Here is a 23,814-nt window from a genome sequence, read left to right as displayed (position 1 = left end):
CTAGGTAGATTTTTTTGTATATGTCGCAGATATCACCGTAACTGGATTTCTTGCAAGCATCATGGTCCCAGTGGTGGTTTTTCTACTCTTTGATATGGTGATTTGTGTAATGTCAATATTGGTAAATCCTGATTTATCTATTATACTGAGGACTTCAAATAACGTCTCAATTAAAATAGTTGCAATAACAATCCTTCCATTTTCCACCAACTTTTTTTCACATAATTTAATAATTTTACCAGTGCTACCTCCTGTGCCCCCTATTATTATGGCGTTAGCATTTGGTAAATTTGGAATCTCATCTTCTGCTTCTGCGTGTATAACTGTACAATTATTCACACCAAAATGTTCTAAATTTTTTTTTGTTAATTGTATGGCATTTGGATCATGATCTATACAATACACTTTACCTATATCTCCAATTTGTAGTGCAGCCTCAATTCCCACTGAACCACTACCACACCCAACATCGAATACTGTATCCCCTGTAGATAATCTTGCCTTTGAAATTTGTATTGTACGAACCTCTTCTTTTGTAATTGGAACTTTATCTGCTCTCTCAAACATCTCATCTGGAATTCCTAAAGTAGAATAATTCCAAGTATGTTTACTCATATGTCAACTGTGCCAAACGAGGTACTCTCATTCAAATTGATTAATGTATATGATAAAATCCATGTGAACAAATAGATAAAAACAAAACTTCCTATTCCTGTAGTGATTAATTTTTTACGATTAGCTTTTGGTAATTCAATAAGCATTAATTTTCCCACAACTATTGTACCGAGGAATACTGAAATCATAAATATTATAGATGCCCAACGACGTTCCTCACCGGTTATGGGTTCAAATATTATAGTAGCTACGGTTCCTGCAGTTGCTGCAACTATAATTCGTAACCAAAATAATTTATCTATTCGTCTCTTTGTTTCGTCGTCCATCACTCTTGTTGGTTCTTTTGGGGGCTCTGCTGCAGATATCGTTGGTGAATCTATCTCTGGTTTTACCGGTTCTGGCACAGATTCCTTCACATCTTTAGCCGGTTCTGGCATAGCTTCAAATTTTTTGGGTTTTTTGTGTTTAGCCAATGGTAATTAGTTGTGTTAAACTACTTGATTTAAAATCTTTGTAAGCATTTTATACGTTAATACTATATCTGCGTATATTTTGTAAATAACCATGGCTCTATCTGGTCTTGAAATTAAATATTTGATCCAAGAGATATCAAAGCAAGTTGATAATTATTACCTCAGTAACATATACGGGATATCTCGAAGTAGTATTCTTTTCAAATTACATCATCCTGAAAAAGACAATCTTTTTCTTGTCTTATCTACATTTGGAATATGGCTTACTACTGTTCGCATAGATTCTGTAGATAAAAATAGATTGGTAAAACGATTAAGAAGTGATCTTTTACGTTTTCGTCTAACTGAGATCAAACAAATTGGTGCAGAACGTATTGCATATTTAACATTTAGTGGATTTGATAAAAAATTTACTATNTGTAGTGAGCTTTTCAGTAGCGGAAACATAATACTGTGTAACGAGGATATGAAAATTCTTGCGTTATTACATAGTATAGAGACTCGTCATAGAACTCTCAAAGTCGGTCTACAGTATACGCCGCCACCAGAAAATAGTATGGATGTGTCCAAACTTACCGAAGATGATTTGCGTGCCATACTTGCTCAAGATATGTCCTGTGCTAAATGGATAGGACGAAATCTAGGATTCAGTAGTAGATATGTAGAGTATATTTGTGCCAAAGCTAAAGTAGATACAAAATTATCTGGAAATCAGCTCGATGAATCTGCCATCCTGCGATTATACGATGTTATCCGAGTAATTACTAATGACGTCATAAACGGAAATCATCAACCAGCATTGGTAAAATCTGGTGATAAGATGGAGGCAAATCCTATTCCACTACATCATGATTCTGATGCTATTATTACTCCTAAATCTTCATTTATGGAGTGTCTTGATTCTATGTTTACTGCATCTATCATGGACGAAGGTCGTGATTTACAATCTAGCAATGTAGATAAAAAAATTGAAGAGTTGAACTCTCAATTAGATGAACAAAAACAGGCAATTAAAGACGTTGAGGAGAAATCTGCTATAATTACAAATGTGGCTAATATTATAATGACCATGCCGTCTAAGAATATTACTACGCTTGATGATCCACGTTGCATGTCTATACTCTCAGCCTTTAATTTTTCAATAATAACTGAAAAAGGAAAATCTTTAATAAAAATAGACCAAAAAACAATTCCATTTATACGTGATTCATCACTACAAGCTACTGCATCTTCATTATATGATGAAGCAAAACGTCAATTTCGTGCAATTGCTTCCATACGTCGTCGTCAAGATAATACTATATCTAAATTAGATGAACTTGAAAGAGAAACAACTAATCTTAGAAGTTCAATAACAATGTCTGCAGTTAGGAAAAAAAGTTGGTATGAAAGATATCGTTGGTTTTATACATCCGATCACTTGTTATCTATAGGAGGTCGTGATTCATCATCAAATTCTGCAATTGTACGTAAACATTTGAAAAATGATGATCTTGCATTTCATGCAGAGATACACGGCTCCCCATTTTTTATTCTAAAACGCGGTATAGGTGCAAAATCTACTAGTCTAGACGAAACTGCGTATGCAACTGTCTGCTTTAGTAGAGCGTGGAAAGAAGGATTGTATGGTTGTAAGGCTTATTGGGTTAATCACGATCAAGTCAAAAAAAGCGCACCTAGCGGGCAGTCAATGCCACGAGGCTCATACATGATTGAGGGAAAACGTAATTTTGTGCGTGTATCAGACTTGCGTCTTGCTGTAGGATTGGTGTATAATGATGGAACAGCAGTAGTGACATGTGGGCCAGTAGAGCCTATTCGTGTTAATTGTGCGTATTATGCTGTAATCGAGCCTACGGGTTCATACATGCCTGATCTTGCAAAAAAACTAAAAATTGAATTTGCCAAGATGGATGAAGAAATCATTCAAAATATAACAGTAGATGATCTTGTTCGTGTTTTACCCACTGGGAATAGTCATATAACAGAATCTGGTAAAGGATTACGTATGGACATGTTGATAAATCCTAACTTGGATACTTGACTAGATCATTTATCACTGAATATAGATCTTTGATATTAATTCTTTTTTGTTCCATAGTGTCTCTTTCACGTATAGTTACTGTTGAATCTTCAAGTGTCTGATGATCTATCGTTATTGCTAAAGGTGCACCAACCTCATCAAGTCTTCTATATCTTCGTCCGATTGCGCCAGAATGATCTAAAAACATATCGAAATCTTTTCGTAGTGTAGCGTAAATTTCATCAGTTTTTTCTGCCAATCCATCTTTCTTTACAAGTGATAATATTCCTGCATGTATAGGTGCTAGATATGGTTTTAATCTCAACACAGTTCTATCATTTTCTTCTTCTCTTTCTAATGAATGTTCTAGAATTGTGTACAAACTGCAATCAATGCCCATCGANATCTCAAACACATGTGGTAATACTTTGATTTCATCATCCATTACCTCAAATTTTTCTTTACTTTGTTTGGCATGACTATCAAGATCATAATCTGCTCTATAGTTACACGCTACAAGTTCCAACCATCCCGTACTTGTTTCTACTTCAAAATCAAACGCAACTTTGGCATAAAATGCCTTTTCCCTCTCACCGAGCTTTCGAAATCTGCTTTTCTCCATAGATATGCCTGTTTTCTCATAAAATTCTGATAATATGCCTAGATAGTATCCTACAATTTTATTTGGCACTAAACCTGATTCAACTGCTTCCCTGCATGTCATTTTTTTCAATCCATCATCTGTCTGTATCCGTAAAATTACATCTTGTACCTCATCGAATTTTTTAACATCATCGAGCTTGTCTTTATTACAAAATATCTCAATCTCTGCTTGATAAAATTCACGCATTCTCAAAAGACTTTGTCTTGGTGCAATTTCATTTCTAAAACTTTTTCCAACTTGTGCTATTCCTAGTGGTAACTTTCCTCGCATAGATTTGAATAATCTTGGGAAATCTACAAAAATAGATTGACATGTCTCTGGTCTAAGATATGCCTCTTCCCCATCGGGTCCAATTCTTAACTCAAACATCATGTTGAATCTTTTTGCATCTCCAAGATTTCCTTTACATTTGCATGTCAAGTTTTCTTTTTTTATTATATCATCAAATTCACTTAAATCTGCATTTTCAGGTAATTCCTTTCCAATCTGTTCTGAGATAAATTTATCTACACGATATGTAGCATGACATTTTTCACACTTTACAATTGGATCTGCAAATCCTTTCAAATGACCTGATGCTTCAAAAACTGATTTTGACATTATTTGTGATCCGTCGATCTCTAACATTTTATCACGTCTTACTAATTCTCTGCGCCATAATTGAATAAATTTATTTTTAAAAGCAACCCCTGATGGACCATACTCCCAAAAGCCAGCTGTAGAATCTCCATAAATTTCACAACTAGGAAAATAAAACCCTCTCTCAAGTGCCAACTTTACAACATGGTCATAATCCATCATTATATCACTAGAAAATACTCATAAATTCTTATGCCAATGATTTTGCAATTTTTATATTCTCAAAATCATCTCTAATTTCATTAATTGGCGTCTCTAAAATTATGGGGAGTTTGTTCTTATCTGCATATTTTACCACTGTTTTCATACCCTCTAATCCTATCTTTCCCAAACCTACATGATCATGACAATCTAGATTCAATCCCATCTCACCTTTAGAGTCATTCAGATGTACTACCTTTAATGAATCACTTCCAACAGTATCATTAATAATTCCAAATGTATCCTTGACTGCTTTTGCACTGGTCAAATCATATCCTGCAGCAAATGTATGACATGTATCCATACATATACCAAATCTATCTATGGGTTGTAATTGTTTTAAAATTTCTTGCAACTGTACAAATTTTGATCCAACCGAATTTTTTTGTCCACTNGTATTTTCTAATAATATTGTTACTTTTTTCTTATCCTTGACAGCACTTTTGAATGCCATTACTAGACGTTTTATTCCTGCTGCCTCACCACTACCTAAATGACTTCCTAGGTGTGTAACTAAATATGGAATTCCCAATATATCACATCGCTCTACTTCACTTGTTAATGTAGCAACTGATTTCTTGTATGGTTCATCATTTGGTGATGCCAAATTTGGCAAGTAGGGCATATGAACTACTAGACCACTATTTTCAATATTTGAATTTTCTAATTTTGTTTTAAAATTTGTAATTGTTTCTTTATCTAAATTTTTTGCATGCCATCCTCTAGGATTTCTTGTGAATATTTGAAATGCTGAACACTTTCTCTCAACAGCGTTATCTACTGCTGCTGCTACAGAACCTGATATTGACACGTGACATCCAATTTGCATGATAATATTTACTCTAGCAATAATTTAAACCTGAATTATTGTGTTTGAATTTAAGAAATACGAATTATATAACTTGTGTATATGGTATTTTTGAGGTATGAATTATCAAATTAAACTTGCACGAAATGATCTTGCAAAATTCCCATTTTTAGCAGATGCGGGTTTAATTATAAAACAATTTGGATTTAATTTGGAAGATTTTGAAAGTGATCCTGATTTAAAGCCTGTTGTAGAAAAAGCATATGATAGAATTGTAACTGCCGCTCGTGGAAAATCATATCCAATAATCACTGGAGATGTTAATGATCAAATATTATTAAATGAGGTATTTTCATTTCTTATAGCAGCAATTCTCTTACATGTTAGTAAGGCTCATACTCTTGTAAGACGATTTTCTCTTGCTGAAGCACAGAGAGCAGAAAAGTATTTAGAAAATGATCTAACTGCAACATCTATTCTTACTGAACAAACAAGAGAGGTATCAGAGAATATGCGTATAATGTATATTCTAGAAAATACATTTTCTCTAACTGTTGAATATCAAAATCATAATTTTACCACTTCTGTCCCAAACTATCTCAAACGCGCTGTAAAATTTCATGAAAGAGAATGGAAACTTGTTAATCGCACTGTGCGAAATGGTCAGGTAATCTTAACGCCACATGAAATTATTCGACTTTTGCGCTCTGAGACTCAAAAATTAATTACGGAAAAAATTTTGTCTATGAAATTACCAAACAAAATAGACGGATTTGTACCTTATGTCAACAAATTACAAGTGCTGGCAAGGGAATTAACTCCAAAGACTATGATTGTTACAGGAGAATATCCTCCATGTATTAAACATGCAATTGAAGTTTTAGAAAAGGGGGAAAACCTCTCACATTCTGGACGATTCATGATTGCAACTTTTTTGTTATCACGTGGAAAAAGTGTAGAGGAGATTGCACCATTATTCAAAAATGCTCCAGACTATAATGAGAAGACAACAATGTATCAATTAAGACATCTATCTGGAGATGCTAGTAGCACAAAATATCTATGTCCATCTTGTGAAAAAATAAAGATGAAAGATATGTGTTTTAAAATTGATAAATGTAATGATATAATTAATCCTATACAATTTGGGAGGAAATTGGCATAATATGAATAATGTTGAATTTCTCACAGAATCTTTTAAAAAATATTACTTTGATAATATTAATTCAATTCATGTTTTACCTGATTCATCAAAACGTGAATTTGGTTATCAAAAATTTGGTTCTGGTATGATTAGACATCTTGAAGTTAAAAATGATAATGATCTACGTGTATTTCTTATGCAAAATAACCCTGCTGATGTATATTGCTCAAACGCCTACTATTCATTTCCAACTGCAGATATGAAAGATAAGGACTTTCAAGGAGCAGATTTAATCTTTGACATAGATGCAAAGGATCTGAATCTACCGTGTCGTAGGCAACATACTTGTGCAATTTGTCAAGATTGTAAGCACGTATATCAAGATGAATTGGTATGTACTGAGTGTAAATCTGCTAAATCCTCTACAATTTCTATTGCATGTAAAGATTGTATTTGTGCAGCTAAAGATGAAACTAGAAAATTACTCAATCTCTTACATAATGATCTAGGAATTGACAGAAAAGATATTCAAGTCTATTTTTCTGGTAATGAGGGTTTTCACGTACATGCATATGATGTATCATATAAAAAAATGGAATCCAAAGAACGTGGTGATTTAGTAGACTACATTATGTTTCGTGGATTTACACCTGATTCCTTTGGTTTTAAAAAATCTAATCCGAAAAAATCTAATTTTCCTGATCCAGGAGAAAAAGATTGGTCAGAGCGAGTTGCAAAGTATTTGTTTTCATCTAAAAAAGAGAAATCTAAAATCTCTAAGCAATTAATCAAAGACGGATACAACTCTCTTCAAAAGAAATTTGATTATTTAACTCATGAAATTGGAATTAAAATTGATGCAAATGTAACATCTGACATACATAGAATTTTCCGATTCCCTAATTCATTGAATAGTAAAAGTGGACTAGTAAAATCTAGATGTGATGATTTAATCAATTTTGATCCCTACAAAGATGCATGTCTGATTAATGATGATAAAGTCTCTGTACGTGCAAATTGTCCAATATCGTTTAAACTCAATGGTAAAACATTTGGTCCATACAAACAACAAATTATTGATATACCACGATATGCGGCCGTATATCTAATTTGTAAAGACCTCGGTACGATAAATAATTAGTAAATAGACTGCTAAGACATTAATTGTCATTTTACGGCGTTTAGTTACTTTTGTATAGAGAGACTACTGGTGAGCCTAGCGCACCTACAAATATGGGAAGATACGTAAAAATCGCCATAATCTTTGGCATAGCTCTTGCCACATTCAGCGTGGTTGGTAATCAGGCTGTTATGATTTTTATGAATATAGTAGAGTTTGATGATACTTTCACTAAACCTGTTTGGTATGCTATACTATCATCCCTGGTACTTGCATCTATATCATTAATTCGTGTAAATGGTCTAACTCGTTCATCAATATTTTGGTATGTAGTTTACTCTGGTATATCACTTTTAAACAAACCTCCTACCGAGCCAATAACAAATTATTTAGAAAGATTTTCAGATTTCAAATTAACTAAAATTCAATTTATAATTTGGCAAATAACCAAGGTGCTGCTATTTGGAGCATTTTTCTCTAACATTATGTTTGGTTTTGCAACTATGGAAATTTTAAATGGATACGATTTAGGTTTTGATCAGCTACCTACTCTATTTACCATTCCATTTGTAACAATACCTACTGATTCTGCATTTGCTACAGAAAATCTAATTCCAATTATACCGGTATTAATAATTCTCATGTCTCCGTTACTTGCAGCAATAGGTTTACGTATAATTCTATTTGTGGGAGCACACACCATAATCTCTGTAGTAACATCATATGTGTATGATACCTCTGAAGGTAGACCTCGTTATCTCAGCTACCTATCTCTACTAGAGCTTTTAATTGGAGTTGGTGTTTTATGGACATGTTTTAACATGTTTTTCACCTCACAAATTGACTATAATACTAAATATATTATCGGCGGTACTCTGATAATTGGAATTGTATTCGTTGCATTTTCAATAATTGATAGAGTTCGAGCTCGTGTATTGACTCACATACTTAATCGTGATGTGTATGTTAGATTTGCTATAATTTTATTAATTTCACTAATTATGATAGGTTTTGTATCTGTGAATAATAGTATCGCCGATGCCAAAAAAATTGAATATCTTGGACCATACACTGCACAACAAATAGGAGTTAATAATTATCTGGGAGAATTAAAAACCGTAGACAGCACACTTCATAATATTACAATACAATCTATATCCCCTAATGCTATTCCATCTTACATTGCTGATAATCAGGATGTTCTAGATGTAATACGAGTCTGGGATTGGGAAGCTGCATTTGCTAAATTAAAACCTGAAATTGGTTTGATTCCATATGTAGATTTTGAGGACAATGATATCTTACGATTTAACGATACCTTATACTGGACTGCATCGATGAAACCTATACTTCCACCATCTGTTAGTCTTGATAATGCATGGTATAACGAACATCTAGTATACACTCATGTGCCAAATGGTTTTCTCACACTAGAGGCGTCTAGTGGTCAAATTGTAGATAGTGCTGAATTCTTTCCACAAAGAACCATCTATTATGGTGAAGGAGGTTTACTTGATGAGACATGGTCTGCATATCCAACAACTCGTGGGGATACAAGTGCAGAACTTGGAGGAGTATTTTATTCCGGTATTGGAGGTATAGATGTCCCTCCACCACTAAGTTATATCTTTGAGCCCAACTTTCTTTTGTCATTCCCAACCGAATCTGTCCATATAATGAGATACAAGGACATCAACGATCGTATGTCTGCTCTTTATCCATACTTTTTGTATAATCTATTTGGCAAAGAACTAGATAGCATACCAGTAACTGATGGAGAAAATTCATACTGGTTGGTTCCTCTTATTGTAGGATTCGATACACGTAATGTTCCATGGTCTGTAGGAAATCCATATCTTCGTCTAGTCGGTTATGCTCTAATAGATACGTATGATGGTGATATCAGCTTGCTGAAGACTGGTGATGATTTCTTTAGTGAAATGTTTGCTAGTCAGTATGAAGACAAATTTATAGAAATTCCAACATGGCTTGAAGAACAAATTCGATATCCAACTGAATTATTCAACTGGAAGACAGAGATGTATAATATCTATCACGTCGATAACGTAGAGACATTCATCCAAGCAAACGAGTTTTATGAAATCCCAGCAGGTTTGGATACCTATTACATTGAAACAAAACCACCGGGCTTTGATAATATTGAATTCCTTGGACTTTTGTCTCTAGAACTTCGTGGTTCACAGGGTAGAAACTTGGCCGGCTACATGGTCGTAGAAAATGATTTATCAACTCTTGGTGACATGCATTTTTATGAAATAGCACTAAATTCTACTATTAAATTAATTGGTCCTACTGCTGTCCGTGAAGCACTAGACAGAGATCCAGACTTTGCACAACTAAAAACACTATTGAGAAATCCACGAATTGGCGATAACATTTTGTACAGAGTTGGAGAACAAGATGTGTATTTCATTCCAGTATACACTGCAGGAGCCGGTGGTGTAGTAGCACAGCTTGGAACAATTGCAGCGGTGGGAGCATCATTTACCGGTGAATATTATGTTGGTCTTGGAGATACTCAGGAAGAGGCATTCAGGGCTTATCTGCAGAAATTGACCGGTGTAACATCCGTCGATGCATCTGATCCTGATGGAACACAAAATACAAGGGAAGATCGTATCTCCACTCTACTCACTCTATTCACTGATGCAGGTATTGACGTACTGCAACCTACGACCATAAACATTCCTGTATCCTTCCAAGAGGATTCAATCATCTTTTATGGTTCAGCAGAATTAGAGGTGACTAGTGATATCGTACTCAACTTTATAGATACATTTGTCGAACCACGTTCTACACAGATCTATATGTGGGAAGAAGATACTAGAACCAATTTTGGTACTCTGTTGCTGAAAAATAACATTCTAGAGTTGCACTACATATCTATCGACGTTGGAAGCTAGATGACATTACTAGTTGTAGATAATGATTCAGTATATTTTGATAATTTGATAGATTTTTTAAAAAATCAAAACATCATACATACTGTATTGCAACCTAGTAACATTGATCCAACTTGTTTGGATTCGTATAATTCTATAATCTTATCTGGACGTAGAAATTATAATAGACAAAATAATTTAATAAATTCAAAATTAATCAAACATGCCATATCCTCTGATGTATCATTATTTGGAATATGTTATGGTGCTGAGATATTAGCATTGACAGTAGGTGGAACGTTACGAAAGTGTAAATCTCCAAGACGTGGAAATTATACTGTAGAAATCATAAAACCAAATAATTTATGCAATGGTACCATTCATGTTTTACAAAGTCACTCTTATGAGATAGGCACACTTCCCTCATCTATTATTCCATTGGCAAAATCTACCGACTGTTCATTTGAAATTATACAATACAAAGATCGTCCCATATTCGGTACACAGTTCCATCCGGAATCTACTAATGACGGTCACGCAATTTTGAAATCTTTTTTAAAAATGACTCTTTGATACCATTTAATTATGTATAATTTGTCTAGCCCTGTATGGATTCAGCAGAACATGAATTAATACTGCCACCTGTAAATCAAGACAATATTTGTCTGCCATTATCTATCAATACGGTATCAAAGTATTGGAATGTTGACATACCGCTCTCTGAGGCACTAAATATTGCAAAAAAATACCCAAATATGCGAGGCAGTATTCTTGCTGAAGGAATAGTTCTTGCCACTAAACACGGTCTGTCTAGTTGTATCATTAATTCATCCATGTCTGAACTTAAACAATTCATTGATTCTGGAATTCCACCGATTGTAATCCTACCTGGAATTGATAATGTTGTACAACATGCATCTGTACTGTCTGGGTATAATAGTTTAGATAATACCATTACTCATCACATTCCATCATCTGAATCTACTGATAAATTTTATGTGGGTGTTATTCCTGAATCACAATTTTCAAATTTATGGAATGAAGATGGACAAATTTGTATATTGATTGCCCCCTCTGAGATACTTGATACAATTACCAAAAAAAAATCCAATGATAAATCAAACCAATTGTGTTTTTTATCTGAGAAAAAAAATCTGCTTGGAGAGAATGATGAATCTATATCGCTTTTAAAAGAGGCTCTAGTAATTAATCCCAAAAATATAACTGCAATGTCCTTGTATGCTGCATTATTAAATGAGAAAAACTCTTTTGAGTGTATAGAATTTTATGAAAAAAGTATTTCATTGAATAATCGTTATTATTTGGGTTATCGTGGACTGGGTAATTATTATCTAAAAGCAGGTCAATATGATACATCTGAAAAATACTACACCAGTGCTATAGAAATTAATCCATTTAGATTTGGACCCATTTATAAAAACCGAGGCCTAGTACGGTATCATCAATCCAACATCTCTGGTGCTAAAGAGGATTTTGAAAACTATCTAAAGTATACACCTTCTGCCACAGATAGGCAGAATATTATCAAAGAATTGAAAAATATGTAGATTATCACATTTCATAATTAGGATGATTTCGTTTTAAATATTAAATACTAATCAAGATATTCATATTAATCGTAACATCCAAATTTTATTCCTAACGCGTTGAAATACAAATTGTGTAACTGAAATGTTTTAGCAATACGTAACTACATACTTGAAGATACACTACAAGTCAAATGGGTGGAAAACAAAATCACTAATCACAAATATGTATAAAAATTTTTCAAAGAATGTAACCTTGTCCATAAATCCTTGCAATTACAATATTTAAGCAAATTCTTACCTTTAGTATTCAACATTAACTAAAGCAAAATGGTGTATCGTGATTTATGATATAATATTTATCATCTTTTACTAGTCTTACTGAAGTTTCATAACATTCCTCTGTTAAATCATACAATTGTATTATCACTTCCCATTGTGTTCTAGTGAATGTCAATTGTAATTCTTTTAAATTCATATCACGGCTTGCAGTTGGATATCCATAAATTAATTTTGTATAAATATCATCATTTAATACAAGATAAGCTTCATCTACCTCTTTGCCATCTATTGTTCCTGTACCACGTAACTTTAACTGATGTTCATCATTTGCAAGTAGCAATATTTGATTGAAATTTTTATTATTTATGTTTATATCTTTTGATATCACTTGCGTACACTCTGTGGCACAAATACTTGACAACCTAAATGATATACTTCCTGCCCCTAATTTTGTCTCTGTGAGGTTATTCCATGCGTTCGCGTTCAATAATGGTACAGGTGCATTGTTCACAAATATTTTATCATCTACAAACAAACTTCAGCTTGCTGTTTTCTAACATCTCTGTAAGTAATGGATGAGTTTGTACACCATTACATGTTTTATTGAGATTTTGATTTAATAGACATTCTTGATGGTGAGTTGTGAATACATTGTGCCTAGGTCCATATATTTCCCAAGTTGCATATCCGACCATTATTACAGTATACGCGCATAACATTACAGCAAGTATAATTACACAAACATAAAACAATCTTCTTCTCTTGTAATAAAGTGATAATAATACCATAGATAAAATGAGTATTGCAAATATTTGTAACAAAAATGGAAATGGGGTATAACGATGACTAGCTCCGATATAAATTCGTCCTAGTGTAATAACACCAATTGACAAACCTGAAAACAATGCAATCTGTATCCATGGAAGAAAAGCCTGACGTGGAATTTTCTTTTGTATAATCATGTAAATGATTCCTATGCCACTAATGAACAATACTATAGTGCCTATTATGGTCGACGAAGATGTGTTAAAAATTGTTATGGGTGATATTACACTCAATGCTGTCACATCAGTAAAAAATTTAACAAAATTCAATGAAAATATTGTATCCCAGTAAACTATATTTTGAAAATTACCAAATTCATAGTTGTAAAAATAGAGACCAAAACAAGCTATTCCTGCAAGTACCCAAATCAATACTGATCTTATGCGTCTTTGGTAAAATAATGCAATTGGTCCTATCAACCAAACTAGCAAACCTGGAGTTTGCGTGAAAGATGCAAGAAATCCAAATAATATAGCTGAGATAAAGTGATTTTCTACTTGGTTTGTTGATGTAATAGATTGAAAGTGTTGCAAAAGTTACTGTTATAGGGAAAAAAATAGCAGTCAGTCCCCATAATATCACAGTCATATGTCCTGCATTAAACGTCAAAATTGATATGGGAATTATTGCCCATGTTAATTTCTCATCAATGTTTTTCAGTAATTTATAACATACTAGAATTAATACGACATATGCTGTCAATCCAATAAAAGATTCTATAATAATATTCCATGAGAATAATATTACATTTAGCATCATCAATAATTGTGGTACAATTGGTCTTTGATCATACAACTGTTCCAAGAAATTCCATTCAAAGACTGAATTTTCTGTATTGACAGATACTACGAATGGTATGAATAATATTTCATCATACATAGGTACATTAACTGCAAAACTTAATAAAACAAAACCAGAATGAATTGTTAAACCAGTTATAACACCAAAAATTATTAAATTTTTAATATTGATTCTATTTGAGAGTACATTCCGCACCTTATTCATAGATGCGTTTTTACATTATGTCTTATAAATGAATATTTGTTGATCAAAAATTAAAAAAATAATTTATGTTTGAGAAATAATAGTTAATCTTAATTTTATAAATACATATTCGTTCATTAATTTTGAAAATAATATAGTTGAATGATTATAGTTGGTAATGTATTCCTAAATGGACATAAATTTTTATATTGTCAATTTTTATAATATGGATATGACTATAGAAACTAATTTGTCTCAGAAATCTGTGGTTGGAATTGCAAAGACTACTCCTTCTAGTGTATTGAAAGATTATTCTGATTTGTTACATTCTGTAAATTATCAAGATCATATTGCTAAAAATAAAAAAATTATTTTGAAACTCAATCTTTCTTGGACTCTATATTTTCCTGCATGTTCAACACAACCTTGGCAATTAGAAGGTGTTCTTGATACACTGGTAAAAGATGGTTATACTGACATTTTAGCTGTTGAAAATAAGACAGTTGTAACAAATCCGATAAAGGGAGTTATTAATAACAAATGGAAATCTATTTTAGATAAATATGGTGTAGAATTTGTTCCACTAAATGAGACAGAATGGGTTGAATATAAACCAAAAAATAAATTGCTTGTATTAGATAAAATATTTCAACCAATTGAGATTCCTAAATTATTTTTAGATAGTAATGTGATACATCTACCCACATTAAAAACACATGGTCATACAACAATGACTGGAGCTATGAAGAACGCGTTTGGTGGGTTATTACGCGAAGCCAGACATCATTGTCATAAGCATATTCATGAAGTATTGGTTGATCTACTCACTATTCAAAAAGATGTTCTAGCAGGACTTTATGCAGTAATGGATGGTGCAATATATGGTGATGGAGCTGGACCGAGAACAATGTTTCCTAAAGAGGCAAATTTGTTACTTGCAAGTAATGATATGGTTTCTATTGATAGTGTTGCATCTAAAATAATGGGATTTGATCCTAAATCAATTAAAAAATTAAAATTGGCACATGAAATGGGACTTGGAAATTCCGATCTGAATTCTGTACAAATTAAAGGATTGAATCATAATGACATAAATCTAAATTGTACTACTAGTAGAAGTCCTGTAATTTACTTTGATCAATTATTTAGGAAAAGTAAAATTGAAAAATTATTATTTAAAACTTGGTTTTTTAATTTCTGTATACTAGGATTTGAATCTTATCATGATTGGTTTTGGTATCCTACTGTAGGTAAGAAGAGAATCAAAGAATTTAATAAAACATCATGGGGTAAACTATTTGAGAAATATGATTAATAATTTTCTGAAAATTTTTTTATAAATTTGAGTTGATTTTCATTCAAGTATGTGTATGGACGTAATTTTTTTATCTTTACTATTACATCATTCATTACCATATCTTGTGATATCAAATATAATATAGCGATTAGTGGTCCACGTCCTCGACCTAGATTACAATGAATGAAAACGTTTCTTTTTGCGTTGATCTCTTTTTTAATCCAAGTTGTAGCATCTTTAGCTTCTTCCAATGTTGGTATTCCACGATCAAGTACTTTGACATTCAAGTAATTCATAGAGTATTTTTCTAATTCATATTTGTCATCTGTATTCTCCAATCTCATATCAACAATAGATTTTATTCCACATGAGTGGAGATATTTAATCTTACATACGCCTCCTACTGCAAGCTCTGGTAGAATGAATGACACATCTGCTCGTTTTGAACATGCCATAATTCTACGATGTAATCGAACTCTAGCTGCACCTGTAATATGTTCAAATTTACCAAACATAATATGATATTGATTGAATCTAATTTATGTCAATTTTTTATAATATACATTAGATAATTCTATTCATTTTTAATATAACCTTTACACTTCATACAGTATACAGATGTTTGGCAAAAAAACCTTTCTTATGATAATCATATCTATTGCTGTTTATACTATCTATATTTTAGCATCTGATATTCCTAAACTATATGATGAGTTTTCAAACTTTGACACAATAATTTTATTTCCAGCTCTTGCATTGATATTTTTTGCATATGTGATTCGTGGAGTTCGATATAAACTACTTCTTAACGAAATTAACATTGATATGTCTATGAAACAATCTATGATACTTTTTTTTACAGGTCTAAGTTTAGGTATGACTCCTGGCAAATTTGGTGAAGTTATAAAATCCACATATCTAAAAAAATTATACAACCATCCAATATCTAAAACCGCCCCAGTAGTATTCATTGAACGATACTATGATCTAGTGGGTATTGTCGCAATTGCTCTTATTAGTATATGGACTGTAGATGTTGACAAAACTTTTCTTATCGTAGCATCTGCACTGATGTTTATATTTCTCATAATTGGAAAACAAGAAAAACTAGTTACATGGATACTTGTTCAATTCAAATCTATCTCATTTTTCAAAAAAATTTCTGAGAAATTATTAGAAATGTATAATATTATTCATGATTTGTTAAATGTTAAGATTTATGCAAAGAGCTTTTTACTTAGTGTTGTAGCATGGATGGTTGAATCATATGGTGTATATCTAATTTTTCAAGGATTTGGAATTGACTTGTCATTTTTACTTGTTATAACAATTTTCATTGTATCCTCAATTATTGGGGCACTATCATTTTTACCTGGTGGAATAGGAGTCACTGAAATAGGAATGACAGGGTTGTTGATTTTAAATGGAGTTGAACAGACACAGGCAATTGGTGTGACACTATTAACTAGATTGTCTACACTTTGGTATAGTGTAATTCTAGGATTAATTGCGATGAGATTTATGTTTAAAAATCCCATACTTGAGTAAAACTTTGATCTGCTATTTTGTATATCATAATAATTAAATTGAATTTTATATCATACACATTCTAGAATCAAAACATACATCAAAATTTAAAATATTTTAAATGGTGTATATAGTAAAATGATAACCATTCCTAGGAATAATAGTATAAATCCTGCTAGTATTTTATTGTGCGCGATTAGATCATTCAACTCCTTACCTTTGTAGCCATATTTGAATATGAATCGTGTATAATATATCAAGATGAAAATTAGTAATGGAGCAGTAAGCACTAAACGTCTATCCTCTGCAACGATTGGACCAATTATTGTATATACTAAATATGTTATTATGATTAAAACAACAATGATAATCATTGAAATATTTAACATTTTTTCAGAATATTTTTTTAATGTTTGTCTATGATGTGATGCATTTTTTAAAAAACTAATTTCACTTTTTCGTTTACTGAATGCAAGTAAAAGAGTTAAAAGGAATATTCCGATAACAATATATCTTGATATTTCTGCCTCTATTATTATCAGTCCTGCTATTGTTCGAATTATATAATTTATAGCAATCATAAATACATCTACAAATATTATGTGCTTCAGTATGCTAGAATAAACTAACATACTTGCAATCAATGCCATATTTATTAACAATAATTCCAATCCAAAAATACTAGATACTAAACATGATGCTACTAGTAGACATATGGCATAAACAATTGCGTTCTTTCTAGAAACTTTACCTGATGCAATTGGTCTATTCTTTTTTATTGAATGTAGTTGATTTCTTTTGTAATCTAACACATCATTAATTACATAAGCTCCGCTAGAGCTAATACATAGAATCACAAATCCAATAATATTCAATGAAACATAATTTACGTCAAAAAGGTTTAATGTGAAAATCAAAGGTGTAAATACAAGAAAATTTTTATACCATTGTTTGGGTCTTAAGAGTTTGAAATAAACTTTCATTAGTACAATTATGTTAATAAGTCATATATCTGTGTAGGCTCTTGGAAATATACAATATCTTTTACATATGTGATGTTACTAATTTGAAGAAATTTGAACATATTGATTCTACATAATATAAAAACTGAATTAGCATCTTTCAAGTCATTTTTTATAGTAATTGTTTGATTAGTGATTTAATTTTTTATTTATGGTAAGGAAAAGCGTAATGGAAAATGTGTGGAAAATAGGTCTGAAAATAAGATTCCATCAACTAATTATCACAAATTCACTATTCCAACGGTGTTTAGTTGGAGATCTATTATATATAATCCCGTTTTAATTTTGATTAGTATGTCATTAATTCAGATATCTGGTCAAAAATCTAAAAACAAAGGAGCAAAATCTACCATACGATTCACACAAAGTATCTGCCCTGATTGTAACATGATTCTAGACGCTGAGATTTTTGAGAGAAATAGCCAAGTATTCATGACAAAAACTTGTCCTGCTCATGGTGAATGTGAAGAACTCTATTTTGGCTCTTATGACATGTATAACAAATTTAGTACATACTGGGTAGATGGTAAAGGTGCTCACGCTCCAAATGTTACTATAGAGAAATGTTCTTGTCCAAATAACTGTGGTCTATGTTCAAACCACTTGTCACATAGTGGTTTGGCAAATATGATTGTGACAAATAGATGTGATTCTACATGTTGGTATTGCTTTTTTTATGTAAAGAAAGGTCTTGAAGGTGCATACATGTATGAACCAGAACATGATCAAGTTCGTGCAATGATGAAGACACTTAGGGCAGAACGTCCTATACCCGGAAATTCTATTCAGATTACTGGTGGTGAACCAATGTTGCGCAATGATATTGCTGATATTATTAAAATTATGAAAGAAGAAGGTGTTGATCATATACAGATGAACACAAATGGTATTCGCCATGCTATGGATCCAGAAGCTGCTCGTGATGTACGACTTGCTGGCTGTAATAATCTCTATCTTAGTTTTGATGGTGTTACTGCAAGAACAAACCCAAAAAATCACTGGGAGATTCCTTATGCACTTGATAGTTGCAGAAAAACAGGCACCACTGTAGTATTTGTTCCCACTGTAATCAAATCAATTAATGATCATGAACTTGGTGGTATTATTCGATATGCTCAGAAAAACATGGATGTGGTGCATGCCGTAAACTTTCAACCTGTCTCCCTTACTGGTCGAATGGGTAAAAGTGAACGTGAGAAATATCGTATCACTGTTCCTGATTGTATTCAACGCATTGAAGAGCAGACAAATGGTGAAGTTACTTCTGATGATTGGTTCCCAGTTCCAAGTTGTATGCCACTAACTGATGTTATAGAAGCATTCTCTAGTAAACCAAAGTATGAATTATCTATTCACTTTGCATGCGGTGCAGGAACATATGTCTTTGAAGATGCAGATACCAAAAAATTTGTTCCAATTACCAAATTTTGTGATATTCAAGGTATGCTCGAATTATTTGAGGACAAGGCCGAAGAGATTCATTCTGGTAAAAATAAATACTTTACAATGTTAGAGGTTGTCAGAAAATTATCTAGTTTTGTAGAAAAGAAAAAGCAACCTGCAGGTCTTGATTTGGCAAAGATGTTTGGTAATATTTTGATGAAGAAATCATTTGATTCTATTGGTTCTTGGCATGTAAAGGGACTATTCCTTGGTATGATGCATTTCCAAGACAAGTATAATGAAGATCTAGAGCGTCTACAAAGATGTGATATTCACTATTTAACACCAGATTTGAGAATCATTCCATTCTGTGCATTTAATGTGATTCCAGAATGGTATCGTGACAGAATACAGAAAAAATACTCAATTACAGTCGAGGAATGGGAAGAGCGTGAAGGCGTCAAACTCGAAGATGGATTGTATCGTGGTCTTATGAGACGTGGCGCAGGCGACGAACTTGCAGCCGGCTGTGCAAAGAGCCAAATGTTCCATGATGCATCTCAATCTCTATCACAATAATCATTTCATTCTTTTCTAATGTGTTTCATTTTTGATGAAATCATTATACCCTAATCATAAAAATTGATTTATACTCCAAAACTATTCAATTGATCATGGGCTATACAAACAAAGGCATTAGAGTATTTTCCTATTTTAAAAAGGGTTATCATTCATATATGTTACTGCTAGTCGGACTACTCAATGTCCTAACTAGTACATATTTTCTCTTAATTGATCAAGTTTCAATTTTAGGAAATATTTTTACGAGTTTTGAATTATATGTTGTAATAATAATAGGAATTGGTTTCCCTACACTAATCCTAGTAGGTTGGACACATTTTAGAAGAAGTGGATTATATTCACAAGATTTAGTTACTTACATGAAAAATCACCCTTATTTCTATAAATATCGTTTTGGTCATGATTGTCTAGTTGGAGATATTCATTACACATTATATCAACTAAATTTAAAAATTGCAAATAAAGAAAAACTAACTCCAGATGAAATTAATAATATTAAATCCCTAGAGCAAAGAATTGAAAATTTACTCAAGGGTGGACATGAAGGTAATCCTCCACGAGGTGTGATTCGATGAGAATACGTATTTTTCGTTTCATGCAATATTTTAGAGTAGCATATAGTGAATATTTTATCTTCATAATTGGATTATTTAACATGTTGACCTTGACATATTATCTTGCAATTCAAAATTATCCATCCCTACTCTTAATTTTTCCAAATTTTACATACTATGTTATAATTGCAATATCTATTATTGTACCAGTATTAATTATAATTGGATATATACATATGAATAAATCAAATGCTCTTTCATCTGAAATTGAAGTTTATGAAGAATCTAATCCATTTGCGTACAAGTTACCACCAGGTATTTTTACTGAATGTTTATTTCCACTATATCTAAATCTGTTAAAACTAACACGTGCTTCATTAACAAATGGAACAGCAGATATAGATAAAAAACATATAGATGAACTGTCTTCCAAACTTGATCAATTACGAAATGGTAATCCCATACCTAAACCAAAAGATTGGGATAAATGGCTATAATTTACTCAAAAACTTACTCTTTAAATTAATATTTTCACTCTGTTTTATCTTTTTAATTAATAATTATAGTAAAGAACAAATTTGCTGATACATTGATAATATTATGGCTAAATTATTTGGTACTAATGGTGTTCGTGGTGTATTTGGTACTGAATTCACTCTTGATCTTGCCCGTGATCTAACATATTCATTGGCAACATATTTTGAAGACGGTCCAATACTTGTTGGTTATGATGGTCGCATATCAAGTACAAAGATAGCATCTACAATTCGTGACGCACTGAATAATGTGGGTCTAGACTGCATGGATGCTGGTCTAGTTCCCACTCCATGTTTAGAATTTGCTGTAAAAAAATTAGGATACAAAGGAGGTATCATGATAACTGCCTCACACAATCCACCAGAGTATAATGGCATAAAACCTGCAGATCATGATGGAATTGAACTTTCAAGAAAAAATGAATTGATAGTTGAAGAAAATTATTTTACAAAAAACTGGCCTGTGCACGCTGAATCTGGTAAAGTAGAGAAAGAGAATCGAGCAATTGATGTCTATATTGATGGCATATTGTCCCAAATTGACTCTGAATTAATTAAAAAGAAAAATTTTACTGTTGTTCTTGATTTAGGCAATGGAGCTCAGGCTGTTGCTGCTCCAATACTGTGTGAGAGATTAAATTGTGATATAATTACTATAAATGGAAAAATAGATGGAAATTTTCCAGGACGTGCATCTGAACCTACCCCTGAAAACCTTGATGAATTATCATCCTCTGTATTGGAAAATAATGCGTCTTTGGGAATTGCGTTTGATGGTGATGGTGATCGAAGTGTCTTTTGTGATGATGAAGGAAATATTGTATCTGGTGATCGTTCTGCATTACTTTTATCAAAATATATTTTGCAATCTAACCCAAATTCTATAATCGTTACTGGTATTAATTCTACAAATGTTATAGATACAATTGCAGCTGAAAATAATTCTACCGTAGTTCGAACAATTATTGGTAGTGTTGTAGTTTCTAGAAAAATGGCAGAATTAAATGCTATAGTTGGTTTTGAAGAAAATGGTGGATTCATGTATGGTAGACATAATATGGTACGTGATGGTTCCATGACTCTAGCTCTAATGTTGGATTTGTTAGCAAAAGATAACGACTCTTTATCTATTCATATAGGGAACTTGCTCCCTTCATTTACTACAAAAACCAAAATAAAATGTTCTTTTAAAGATGCGACTAGAATTATAAAATTACTTGTTGAAGAATATCCTGATTCTGATACTAGTGATGGTATCAAAATTACACTAGGAACACAAGAATGGGTTATGATTCGCCCTAGTGGAACAGAACCAATTTTGCGAATTTATGCCGAAAGTACAAATCATACTAAATTGAATGAAATCATTATTCGTTTTACTGATAAAATTAATTCACTGATCATTTCTTAATTGTTGCCAACATATTTAAGACGAATATCAAAGAGATTCAGAATGGAGATTACACAGTTGTGATTAGATATGGTAAAAGGATATTATGTAAAATTTGAAACACCACAAGATCTAGTTAGTCCTATCTTGGAAGCAGTTCGCATAGCTGCTACTACTGGTAAAGTAAAGAAAGGAACTAATGAAACTACAAAGGCTATTGAGCGTGGACTTTCTAAACTAGTTGTAATTGCCGAAGATGTAGAACCACCAGAAGTTGTTTCTCATCTTCCAATGATCTGTGATGAACAAGGAATGGCATATGCATTTGTTCCAAGTCAGCAAGAATTAGGTGAATCTCTTGGTATTAATATAAAATCTGCCGCAGCTGCAATATTAGATTCTGGTGATGCCCAACATATTATTGATAAAGTTGTAGAATCTGTATCAAAGATCAAAGGTGGAACTAGTTGAGTAGTAGTAGTGAAGAAATTATTCCCGCTCAAGTTACTCAAATTGTTGGACGAACTGGAATTGCTGGTGAAGTTATTCAAGTACGCGTAAAGATACTTGAAGGTAAAGATAAAGGCAGAATACTTACGAGAAATGTTAAAGGCTCTTTACGTATGTCTGATACATTGATGTTACGCGAAACAGAACGAGAAGCAAAAAAAATAAAGTGATATTTTGAGCCTTTTAGTAAAATCCTGTAGTTTTTGTAATAGACCTGTAACCAAAGGTTCAGGTATAATGTTTGCCAAAAATGATGGTACCCTACTCTGGTTTTGCTCTGCTAAATGTAAAAAAAACTCCCTAGAGTTGAAGCGAGATCCTAGGAAATTGAAATGGACTCTAAAGTACGTCAAAGGCGGAATTAGGACTAGAAAATAACATGCTTGAACAGACCCTGTTCATCATAAAACCTGACGGTGTAAAGAGAAATCTAACTGGTGAAATTTTAGTGAGATTTGAGAAAAAGGGTTATGAAATTGTTAAACTTCGAATGTTTACATTCACTACTGACTATGCCAAAAACTTTTACTCTGTTCATAGTGATAAACCATTTTTTAATGAACTTGTAACATTCATTACATCTGGTAGAGTTGTAGCTGCAGTTATTCAAGGTCATAATGCTATTGCCACTACACGATTAATGATTGGCAACACAAAATCTTTTGAAGCCGCTCCTGGCTCCATTCGTGGAGATTTTGGCACAGGTTTCACTGATAATATCATTCACGCTTCAGATTCACTAGAAAGTTTTAAAAAGGAATTGGAGGTTGTGTTTACGTGATCAA

Annotated in this window: 24 protein-coding genes; 16 read left to right on the top strand and 8 right to left on the bottom strand. The window is 32.5% G+C overall.

Features of this window, described 5'->3' with window-relative positions; genetic code table 11:
- Nucleotides 1–615: a precorrin-6Y C5,15-methyltransferase (decarboxylating) subunit CbiT gene (cbiT, locus tag R1F52_02480; GenBank protein ID WOV93511.1), complete on the bottom strand. Its 615-nt coding sequence runs from the start codon at nucleotides 613–615 to the stop codon at nucleotides 1–3.
- Nucleotides 612–1,088 carry a hypothetical protein gene (locus R1F52_02475; GenBank protein ID WOV93510.1) on the bottom strand — a complete coding sequence of 159 codons (477 nt, stop codon included), beginning with the start codon at nucleotides 1,086–1,088 and terminating at the stop codon, nucleotides 612–614. The genes cbiT and R1F52_02475 overlap by 4 nt, the downstream gene beginning before the upstream one ends.
- A 91-nt stretch (nucleotides 1,089–1,179) precedes the next feature.
- On the opposite strand from R1F52_02475, the gene rqcH reads away from it, so the two are divergent.
- Nucleotides 1,180–3,132 (top strand): ribosome rescue protein RqcH, encoded by a 1,953-nt coding sequence (rqcH, locus tag R1F52_02470; GenBank protein WOV93509.1) that lies wholly within the window; start codon nucleotides 1,180–1,182, stop codon nucleotides 3,130–3,132.
- On the opposite strand, the gene glyS is transcribed toward rqcH, so the two are convergent.
- Nucleotides 3,116–4,573 carry a glycine--tRNA ligase gene (glyS, locus tag R1F52_02465; protein ID WOV93924.1) on the bottom strand — a complete coding sequence of 486 codons (1,458 nt, stop codon included), beginning with the start codon at nucleotides 4,571–4,573 and terminating at the stop codon, nucleotides 3,116–3,118. The genes rqcH and glyS overlap by 17 nt on opposite strands.
- A gap of 31 nt (nucleotides 4,574–4,604) precedes the next feature.
- Nucleotides 4,605–5,444, bottom strand: a complete 840-nt coding sequence (locus R1F52_02460) for a deoxyribonuclease IV (GenBank protein ID WOV93508.1) — start codon at nucleotides 5,442–5,444, stop codon at nucleotides 4,605–4,607.
- 97 nt (nucleotides 5,445–5,541) lie between these two features.
- On the opposite strand from R1F52_02460, the gene R1F52_02455 reads away from it, so the two are divergent.
- Genes R1F52_02455 through R1F52_02435 form a run of 5 tightly spaced genes read left to right on the top strand, consistent with a single transcriptional unit; the run spans nucleotide 5,542 to nucleotide 12,158 of the window.
- On the top strand, nucleotides 5,542–6,588 hold the full coding sequence (locus R1F52_02455) for a DNA primase (GenBank protein ID WOV93507.1): 1,047 nt from the start codon (nucleotides 5,542–5,544) through the stop codon (nucleotides 6,586–6,588).
- 1 nt (nucleotide 6,589) lies between these two features.
- Nucleotides 6,590–7,708, top strand: a complete 1,119-nt coding sequence (locus R1F52_02450) for a DNA primase small subunit domain-containing protein (protein WOV93506.1) — start codon at nucleotides 6,590–6,592, stop codon at nucleotides 7,706–7,708.
- A gap of 50 nt (nucleotides 7,709–7,758) precedes the next feature.
- Nucleotides 7,759–10,611, top strand: coding sequence for a UPF0182 family protein (locus R1F52_02445; GenBank protein WOV93505.1), 2,853 nt, complete (start codon nucleotides 7,759–7,761; stop codon nucleotides 10,609–10,611).
- Complete coding sequence (locus R1F52_02440) at nucleotides 10,612–11,163, top strand: gamma-glutamyl-gamma-aminobutyrate hydrolase family protein (protein WOV93504.1); 552 nt, start codon at nucleotides 10,612–10,614, stop codon at nucleotides 11,161–11,163.
- A 35-nt stretch (nucleotides 11,164–11,198) separates the two neighbouring features.
- Nucleotides 11,199–12,158 (top strand): tetratricopeptide repeat protein, encoded by a 960-nt coding sequence (locus R1F52_02435; GenBank protein ID WOV93503.1) that lies wholly within the window; start codon nucleotides 11,199–11,201, stop codon nucleotides 12,156–12,158.
- A gap of 295 nt (nucleotides 12,159–12,453) precedes the next feature.
- Here R1F52_02435 and R1F52_02430 read toward each other — a convergent pair whose 3' ends face one another.
- Both R1F52_02430 and R1F52_02425 read right to left on the bottom strand, forming a co-directional pair.
- Nucleotides 12,454–12,954: a hypothetical protein gene (locus R1F52_02430; GenBank protein WOV93502.1), complete on the bottom strand. Its 501-nt coding sequence runs from the start codon at nucleotides 12,952–12,954 to the stop codon at nucleotides 12,454–12,456.
- Complete coding sequence (locus R1F52_02425; GenBank protein WOV93501.1) at nucleotides 12,941–13,777, bottom strand: hypothetical protein; 837 nt, start codon at nucleotides 13,775–13,777, stop codon at nucleotides 12,941–12,943. Before R1F52_02425 ends, R1F52_02430 begins: the two co-directional genes overlap by 14 nt.
- 683 nt (nucleotides 13,778–14,460) lie before the next feature.
- Here R1F52_02425 and R1F52_02420 point away from each other — a divergent pair.
- A complete protein-coding gene (locus tag R1F52_02420) occupies nucleotides 14,461–15,543 on the top strand; it encodes a DUF362 domain-containing protein (GenBank protein WOV93500.1) in 1,083 nt (360 codons plus the stop codon).
- Here the strand turns inward: R1F52_02420 and R1F52_02415 are convergent.
- Nucleotides 15,540–16,040 (bottom strand): dual specificity protein phosphatase family protein, encoded by a 501-nt coding sequence (locus R1F52_02415; GenBank protein WOV93499.1) that lies wholly within the window; start codon nucleotides 16,038–16,040, stop codon nucleotides 15,540–15,542. The two genes, R1F52_02420 and R1F52_02415, sit on opposite strands and share 4 nt — an antisense overlap.
- A 127-nt stretch (nucleotides 16,041–16,167) precedes the next feature.
- On the opposite strand from R1F52_02415, the gene R1F52_02410 reads away from it, so the two are divergent.
- Nucleotides 16,168–17,073 (top strand): lysylphosphatidylglycerol synthase transmembrane domain-containing protein, encoded by a 906-nt coding sequence (locus tag R1F52_02410; protein ID WOV93498.1) that lies wholly within the window; start codon nucleotides 16,168–16,170, stop codon nucleotides 17,071–17,073.
- Nucleotides 17,074–17,159: 86 nt separating this feature from the next.
- On the opposite strand, the gene R1F52_02405 is transcribed toward R1F52_02410, so the two are convergent.
- On the bottom strand, nucleotides 17,160–18,035 hold the full coding sequence (locus R1F52_02405) for a UbiA prenyltransferase family protein (protein WOV93497.1): 876 nt from the start codon (nucleotides 18,033–18,035) through the stop codon (nucleotides 17,160–17,162).
- Nucleotides 18,036–18,368: 333 nt separating this feature from the next.
- On the opposite strand from R1F52_02405, the gene R1F52_02400 reads away from it, so the two are divergent.
- The 8 genes from R1F52_02400 (at nucleotide 18,369) to ndk (ending at nucleotide 23,810) form a co-directional block, all read left to right on the top strand.
- Nucleotides 18,369–20,036, top strand: coding sequence for a radical SAM protein (locus tag R1F52_02400; GenBank protein WOV93496.1), 1,668 nt, complete (start codon nucleotides 18,369–18,371; stop codon nucleotides 20,034–20,036).
- A gap of 158 nt (nucleotides 20,037–20,194) precedes the next feature.
- On the top strand, nucleotides 20,195–20,614 hold the full coding sequence (locus tag R1F52_02395; protein WOV93495.1) for a hypothetical protein: 420 nt from the start codon (nucleotides 20,195–20,197) through the stop codon (nucleotides 20,612–20,614).
- On the top strand, nucleotides 20,611–21,090 hold the full coding sequence (locus R1F52_02390; protein WOV93494.1) for a hypothetical protein: 480 nt from the start codon (nucleotides 20,611–20,613) through the stop codon (nucleotides 21,088–21,090). Before R1F52_02395 ends, R1F52_02390 begins: the two co-directional genes overlap by 4 nt.
- A 103-nt stretch (nucleotides 21,091–21,193) precedes the next feature.
- Nucleotides 21,194–22,540: a phosphoglucosamine mutase gene (gene glmM / locus R1F52_02385; GenBank protein WOV93493.1), complete on the top strand. Its 1,347-nt coding sequence runs from the start codon at nucleotides 21,194–21,196 to the stop codon at nucleotides 22,538–22,540.
- A 69-nt stretch (nucleotides 22,541–22,609) separates the two neighbouring features.
- Nucleotides 22,610–22,990, top strand: coding sequence for a 50S ribosomal protein L7Ae (rpl7ae, locus tag R1F52_02380; GenBank protein ID WOV93492.1), 381 nt, complete (start codon nucleotides 22,610–22,612; stop codon nucleotides 22,988–22,990).
- Nucleotides 22,987–23,199, top strand: coding sequence for a 30S ribosomal protein S28e (locus R1F52_02375; GenBank protein ID WOV93491.1), 213 nt, complete (start codon nucleotides 22,987–22,989; stop codon nucleotides 23,197–23,199). Before rpl7ae ends, R1F52_02375 begins: the two co-directional genes overlap by 4 nt.
- Before the next feature lie 4 nt (nucleotides 23,200–23,203).
- Nucleotides 23,204–23,407, top strand: coding sequence for a 50S ribosomal protein L24e (locus R1F52_02370; GenBank protein WOV93490.1), 204 nt, complete (start codon nucleotides 23,204–23,206; stop codon nucleotides 23,405–23,407).
- A 1-nt stretch (nucleotide 23,408) separates the two neighbouring features.
- Entirely contained in the window at nucleotides 23,409–23,810 is a 402-nt protein-coding gene (gene ndk, locus R1F52_02365; protein WOV93489.1) for a nucleoside-diphosphate kinase, read from the top strand.
- Nucleotides 23,811–23,814: the final 4 nt, after the last annotated feature.

This window comes from Nitrosopumilaceae archaeon AB1(1) (assembly GCA_033471095.1).
Lineage (GTDB): Archaea > Thermoproteota > Nitrososphaeria > Nitrososphaerales > Nitrosopumilaceae > Nitrosoabyssus > Nitrosoabyssus spongiisocia.
This window is presented reverse-complemented; position numbering and strand designations above follow the sequence as displayed.